4 protein-coding genes are annotated in these 6,569 nt (G+C 29.2%); all 4 read right to left on the bottom strand.

What is annotated here, in order from left to right; all coding sequences use genetic code 11:
- Positions 1-79 precede the first annotated feature (79 nt).
- Positions 80-1,999 (bottom strand): OPT family oligopeptide transporter, encoded by a 1,920-nt coding sequence (locus tag E6248_RS11410; RefSeq protein ID WP_316340926.1) that lies wholly within the window; start codon positions 1,997-1,999, stop codon positions 80-82.
- A 294-nt stretch (positions 2,000-2,293) separates the two neighbouring features.
- Positions 2,294-2,866 carry a nitroreductase gene (locus E6248_RS11405; RefSeq protein ID WP_316340925.1) on the bottom strand — a complete coding sequence of 191 codons (573 nt, stop codon included), beginning with the start codon at positions 2,864-2,866 and terminating at the stop codon, positions 2,294-2,296.
- A gap of 532 nt (positions 2,867-3,398) precedes the next feature.
- Positions 3,399-4,763, bottom strand: a complete 1,365-nt coding sequence (locus E6248_RS11400; protein WP_316340924.1) for an FAD-binding oxidoreductase — start codon at positions 4,761-4,763, stop codon at positions 3,399-3,401.
- 239 nt (positions 4,764-5,002) lie between these two features.
- Entirely contained in the window at positions 5,003-6,346 is a 1,344-nt protein-coding gene (locus tag E6248_RS11395; RefSeq protein WP_316340923.1) for a dicarboxylate/amino acid:cation symporter, read from the bottom strand.
- Positions 6,347-6,569 lie beyond the last annotated feature (223 nt).

Here is a 6,569-nt window from a genome sequence, read left to right as displayed (position 1 = left end):
GTATTATATTAATTTAATTAGTATTGTATTAAATAAGGCTGCTTTATAAGCAGCCTTATTTAAAGTTCAAATTGAAAATTTAAGCATCCTTTGATTTTGACATCATAATAGGTATTGTTGTTGCCACTACTAAAATAATAAGTAGTATTATTGCCATCATATTACCGCTTGCAAAACCACTTGGAGTCCTTGGAGTAATTACCCCTGTAACTTGAAGTATAATACCTATTAGTCCTATTATTGATCCTCCTGCAACAAGTCCAGATGATAAACTTATCCCATTTGATATCTTAACTTCTTTATCTTTTTCGCTATCACTCATCTTCTCTACCACTAGGCGAATTAATGCGCCAACTAATATTATTGAAGTAGTTGAAATAGGTAAGTAAAACCCAATTGCTATAGTCATTATTGGTAAATCTAAAAAGAATAAAAATAACGCTATAACAACTCCTACTATTATCATCGGCCAAGGTAAGTTTCCTGACATTATTCCTGAAGTTAATGTTGCCATTAAGTTAGCTTGTGGTAATGCAAATTGAGCATTTGCTCCTGTTTCAGCTAATTGACTTGAAAGTAACATTATAGTACCTGTAACTACAATTACCCCTATTATACTTGCTAATGCAAAGGTGTTTTGCATTTCAGTTTTACTTCCACCAATAATAAAGGTTACCTTTTGTGATTGACTATATCCTCCAGCTACTGATATTGCTACCACCATAAATGCTGCAAATAGTAATAGTGATTTATTATCTGACTTTGTAGTCCATCCAAAAATCACAAAAAATAATGTTAAAATAACTAATGAAGCTATAGTCATCCCTGATACAGGAAGGTTTGATGTACCTATTGTTCCTGTTAATCTACCAGATACAATAACAAATAATAATGAAAGTATTAAAGCAACAATTGTTGCAATTATAGCCATCTTCATTGTTCCGGATATAAAATATCCTGCAGCAAAAGCAATAATTACTCCTGCTAATAATATAATAATCTCACTTGACCCCTTCTCACCTTTGTCACTATTACCAGACCTAGCCTTTAATGTTTCCTTAATAGAAACTACAATAGTTGGAATTAATTTTATTGCTCCAATTATTCCACCACAAAGCATCATTCCTGCACCTATATATTTAACATAACTTCCTGATATAGCATTTACATCCATTTGATGAACTAATACTGAAGCATCATTCCAAGATTGTATGTTTTTTTCTGCTAGCTCTGTAAAGTAACCTATTAATGGAGCTATACCAAAATTGGCTAATACTGATCCAGCAAACATAGTTAATGATACTTCAAGACCTACTATAAAGCCTATTCCAAGTAAAAGTGGATTTACTTCTGTTGCAAACTTCCATTTATAAAACTTACTTCCCATATAAGAAATAGTGTTATTAACTATATTTAAAAATGATCCTGTTAAAACATTAATAATACCGCTTATAGCAAATCCTATTCCCATATATTTTATAGCATCTCCTCCACCTTCTGATGCTACAAGAGTTTCAGAAATAGCCATAGATTCTGGATACATAAGATTTCCATGCTCTTCAACCATTAAATAATTATATACTAAAGATAGTGCTCCTATTCCAAATAGTATTCCACCTACTCCAACTACAAGCCCTTCTAAAAAAGTGATATTTTTTCCTATTAATATAATTGCAGGTAAAACATAAATCATACCACTTGCTATAGACTCTCCGCCACTAGACATACCTTGGGTAATATTTTTACCAAGCATCCCTTTATCCTTTGCAAATACTCCAATTAGCATTGATCCAATAATTGCTCCAGGGATACCAGCAGCAACTGTTAATCCAGATTTCATACCTGAATAAGCAGTAGAAGCTGCAAAAATTGCAGATAAAACTGCACCTATTATAAGTACTGATATATTACTTCCTTTCTTAGATTTATCATTTAAATATGGAACATAGTCTTTTCCATGGACACCTCCATAAGCTTCTTTAGGTAATTTTTTTGCCATATATATTCTCCTTCTTTTGTTTATAATTTTAATAATCCTTAGTATATCCGTTTTATTAACATAATTTAAGATACTGTAGCATAATATAATCTATCTATTTATGAAGTTGCTCCTTCTATATCTTATATTGCCTTATTTTTCGATTTATTATTATAAAATAATCTTTCTGCACTTTCAATAAAAAAACTACCCCATTATTTAATGAGGTAGTATCTTAATTTTAACAATTTTAAAAAAATTGCATTAATAATTATATAATTCTTTAATTATTCTTTTTCTATTTTAAATTAATTCTTAATTATTCGCTGAATCAATTAAAGTAATCTTTTCAGATACTTTTGTTCTTTCCTGAGCTTTTGGCGTCATATCTGGATATCCAACATGTAATATAGCTACTATTTTTTCTCCTGGAACTACACCAACCGCTTCTCTAAAGGCAGGTAGTGTAATATATCCATCACTCTTCCAAAATACTCCTATCCCTCTTTCCCAAGCTGCAAGCTGGAAATTTTGAATTAAAGCATTATTTGCTGCATAATCTTCTTCTCTTATAAGAGGCTGAGGATCTTCTGGCATTACTACTAATATGTGAGCTGGAATAGATGAGAAATAATTTTTCATCTCTTCAGGACTCTTTTTCATCTTTCTACCTTTTGATGCTACATCAAACATTATGTTTCCGAGGACCTTACTTCCTTCATCCTTATAAATAATGAATCTCCATGGTTCTTTTAACTTATGATTAGGAGCCCAAGATGCTACTTGAAGTAGATCTTTTAACACCTCAGTTTCTATAGACTCATTCTTAAATTTTCTTATTGTTCTTCTGCCAGCAATTAATTGTGACATTGGATATTTATTTTCCATTTATATCATCCTTTCAATTATCTTTTTTATGTATTTTGAACATAAAATTAAGCTAAAGCTTACCTAAAACATTTATATGTTGCATGTCCACACTAGGCATGTAAGTATTATTTTGAAATCTATACATCAATTAAATTATAATATCCTTTTTCTAATTGATATTAATTATCATTATCTATTAATATTCTAACCCTTTCTACCATCTATTGTCAATATCTGAAAATTAATAATTTACAGTCTTTTCTTGAGGTAATTTCACTTAAAATTTCTATCAATTATCAATATAATTTATCTTAATTTAGATTATTTACTACAACTAATCTTTTTTCTAAAGCTATGTATAAAAAATAAAGAGCTGTCGCACAAACAGCCCAAATTAAGAATTAAAAATTAAAAATGAAGAATTATTGATGTAATTCTTACAGAATTACTAAAATTAATTTCTTTTCAAAACTCCTTCAGGAGTTTTTTCATTAATTTTTCATTATTCATTCTTAATTTTTTATTGTGCGACAGCACCATACTCTTTATATTATTCAATTATCCTTATTGATTGAGGAAAGTGAAAGAAATTAAAAGGATCATATTTTTTCTTAATCTTAGTTAACCTCTCTATATTTTCTCCATAATAAGACTTCTCATAATCCTTTAAAAGGTTATATGGAAAGTTAACATAAAATCCTTGTGTTAATGTCTTCAAGTAGCAAACTTTAGAATCTAACCATTTTCTATTTTCCTTTGCAAACTTTTCCTCCTCCCAAACTGTTTGCATTCCAATAATATAATTTGAATCTCTATAATAAAAGGCTGTTTCTCTGCTTCCTACATCTTTAACAGCCCCACCAAGTCCATAAAATGTTACTGCAGTAAAAATAGAACCTTCTGGCCTACTTCTTATTACTCCAGCTAAATTATACAATTCATCTTTTGTGTACATTCTATTAGAAAAAGCTCCTGTAGACTTAAACTTTTCACTAGCAGGATATAAATCTTCAATTAAGCTTATTGCTTCTAAAAATGTAGCATATCTAAATACATATGCTACATTTGATAATCTTAAAAATTGCTTTAATATCTCTTTTATTTCTTTTTCTTTTCCATAGAATATTCCTGATATATCTATACCTTTTCCCTCTATATGAGAATTATAAAAACTAGCCCTTATATTTGCTCTCCTATCTAAATGCTTATATAAATTTTGATAAAGATTCATTACATATGCTTGCTCTTGTTGACTTGTTTTACTATAAAGAATTCTAAATATAGTTACATATTTAACCTTAGGTGGAAGCTTAAATTTTAATGAAGTTACAATTCCAAAGTTTCCTCCACCTGCACCCCTTAAAGCCCAAAATAAATCTGTATTAACTCTTCTGTTTGCTTTTAAAACTTCACCTTTATAATTAACTATTTCAGCCTCAACTAAACTATCTGTTCCAAGACCAAATAATCTTGCAGATAACCCCCAACCTCCACCTAGGGAATATCCTGATAATCCAACCGTTGGACAAGTTCCTCCTGGAAATGGATATCCCCTTTTTCCTAGAAAATCATAAAGCATATAGTTCTCTACTCCTGATTGAATAGTCACTGTATTTTCTTTATAATTAATTCTTATTTTCCTCATTTTACTTACATCAATAACTACTATATTATTTCCTGTTGAATACCCCTCATAATTGTGACCACCGGATCTTACTCTAACTGGACATCTTTTTTTAAAGGCATCTTTTACAGCACAAGTAACATCTTCTGTACTTTTACAATATATTATAGCCTTAGGAAATTTTTGAATTGCCCTATTATAAATCTGCCTATCTCTATTATAGGTTTTATTCTTTCTTGTTACTATTTTACCACTAAAACAAGATTTATCTTTTGATGTATTAGTCTCCAAAGTCATCAACTCCATTTTAAATTAGACTAAATCTATCTAATATATAATATGGAGAAATGCCTTTTTTGACATAATGTTTTACTAAATTTTAAGTTTCTTTAATTATCAATTTAAAATTTAATAATATATAACAAGAATATGCTAAATCCTCTCTAAAAAAATAAAAGTGCCGACTTCGTCGACACTCTAAATACTCTTAAAACATTTCAATATTTATTTCTCTATGTAAATTTCTCTATTTAATCTGCATTATAAACTTTTTCATCAAGCATTCCTTCAGATTTTGCAACTACAACACTTGTTGCTGCATCTCCTACTACATTTAAAGATGTTACAAGCATTTCTATAGGTCTATTTATAGCAAGAATTAATGAGTAGGCAAGTATTGCTGCATCATTGTTATATCCCATACCTGATAACACTGTGAATAGTATTATTGCTCCTGCTCCTGGTGCTGCTGGAGTACCAACTGATGCTATTAATGCTATTAATGAAATAACAACTATATTTCCTATTGTTACATCATATCCTGCTGAAGATGCTATAAATATCGTTGCTATGACTTGCATTATTGCAGTACCATTCATATTTATAGTCATTCCAAGAGGTAATATAAATGATGCTATATCCTTATCAACACCTAATTCTTCAGTTGTAGTCTTCGTATTTAAAGGTAATGTTGCTGCTGAAGATGAAGTTGAAAATCCAAATAAAGCAACTTTCCCTATTTTCTTCACAAATTTAAATGGGTTAAGTCTAGCTCCTATTGCTACAAATATAGCATAACCAAATATTAAGAATAGTAGTAAAGTAATTACTGTAACTACTACATATACCAATGCTGGTTTTAAATTATCTACACCATATATTGCAAATGTTCTTGTAATAAGTACAAATATTGCAATTGGTCCAAACTTAGTTATTACAAAAGTTAAGAATACAGTAATAATAGAGTTCACTTCTTCTAATACAGTCTTTAACACTTTTATTTTATCACCTAAATTATTAATACATAATCCTGTTACTACTGCGATAAATACAACTGCAAGTACTTCACTATTTTTTGAGAAAACAGATATAATATTATTTGGTATTACATTTACTATTACAAGTAGTGGATTAGTAGAACTTGCCACTCCGACTTTTGCTGTAACATTATCCACATTAGCAGTAAATAAACCTAAGTTCTTAATTATAAAACCTATTATTCCAGCTATTGCTAATGCAAAAAATGATGTTATTAAAAATCCTGATATAGTTTTAAATGAAATACGTCCAAGCTTCTTAGTATCACTTATCTTACACATAGCTAATGCTATAGAAGTGAATACCATTGGTACAATTATAAGTTGAAGTGAGTTCACAAATAACTGTCCTATTATATAAAAAATACCTAAAGCGCTTGTTGCACCTTCTGCTGATATATCTTGGAATAAAATATTATTTATTTTTGTCCATGCATCTGCATTTCCATTTGCTATTAAATTTTCTCTTAGTAATAAACATCCTATACCTACTACTAATCCTAAAACAAGAGCAATTGCCATTTTTATAGCTACTCTATTATTGTTATTTACTTTCATGATACCTTCTCCTAATTGTTATTTCCCTACTTGTCAGATCTAAACAACTTTATCAGGTTTAATATACTTAACTTATGTAATATTTAGCCCTATATTCTAAGCACATATTTTTTATTCTTTATGTTAATAACATTACTATAGATAAAAGCTTAAAATTCATGTTATACCTAATTTATAAAGAATAAAAAAACCTTCCTAATATTAAGGAAGGTTACTATAACTC

It is taken from the genome of Clostridium sp., from assembly GCF_032552055.1.
In the GTDB taxonomy this organism is placed as follows: Bacteria; Bacillota; Clostridia; order Clostridiales; family Clostridiaceae; genus Clostridium.
Note: the sequence above shows the minus strand (reverse complement) of the source record. Positions and strands in the feature narration are given on the sequence as shown.